This window comes from Actinomyces sp. ICM39, assembly GCF_000282935.1.
In the GTDB taxonomy this organism is placed as follows: domain Bacteria; phylum Actinomycetota; class Actinomycetes; order Actinomycetales; family Actinomycetaceae; genus Pauljensenia; species Pauljensenia odontolytica_B.
On the sequence record NZ_ALCB01000050.1, the window covers coordinates 1 to 651 of the forward strand.

The following is a 651-nucleotide window of genomic DNA, read 5'->3' on the forward strand; positions in this document are numbered from 1 at the left end:
GCCGTAGGGGGTGTGGCGCCACACATGTTCATCCACGCCAATGACACGCACGCCTTCACACCGTGCTGGATCATTGATCAGCAGGCGCGCCCCTTCAGCCAGGACAGCAGTATTGGCGGCTATTCCAGGACACGCCTAGGGCCTGGGCGACGCGCGCCACCGTCAGATGGTGGACCACCAGGCCCGTCAGCGCCCAGCGCACCGCCGCACGCGAGAGCTTCGCGCGCGGATCGGCCGCTTGGCTCATGTCTTGGCGCCACACGTGAGCACACGTCTCGCACCGGTAGCGGCGCACGCTCACATGCAAGATCGTGGGACGCCACCCGCAGGGCTCGTGAGCTAAGCGCCTGACCACCGTGTCACGAGAAATGCCCTGGCACCCGCAGCGTCGACACCACCGGTCCTCACCCGTAATACGGCACGCCAACACTGCATGGTCTGCCTCAACGCGCTGGCCCGTCACTTCTAGGCCCAGGTCATCCAGGCGCGTGAACACGCTCAGATCAGGGCGATCAAAGATAGTATTGGCCATGTCGAGGTCTTTCAGATGGACGGTGTAGGAACCCCCATCATCGGAAGACCTCGACCCCTACCCAGCCACGACACGCCCAACCCCGCCCACAACACCTACACCCTCAAATGCGAAGAGCC

1 pseudogene is annotated in these 651 nt (G+C 64.1%); it reads right to left on the bottom strand.

The features are described 5' to 3' along the window. A pseudogene (locus HMPREF1137_RS02775) lies at positions 1-532 on the bottom strand (transposase); the annotation flags it as partial. Positions 533-651: the final 119 nt, after the last annotated feature.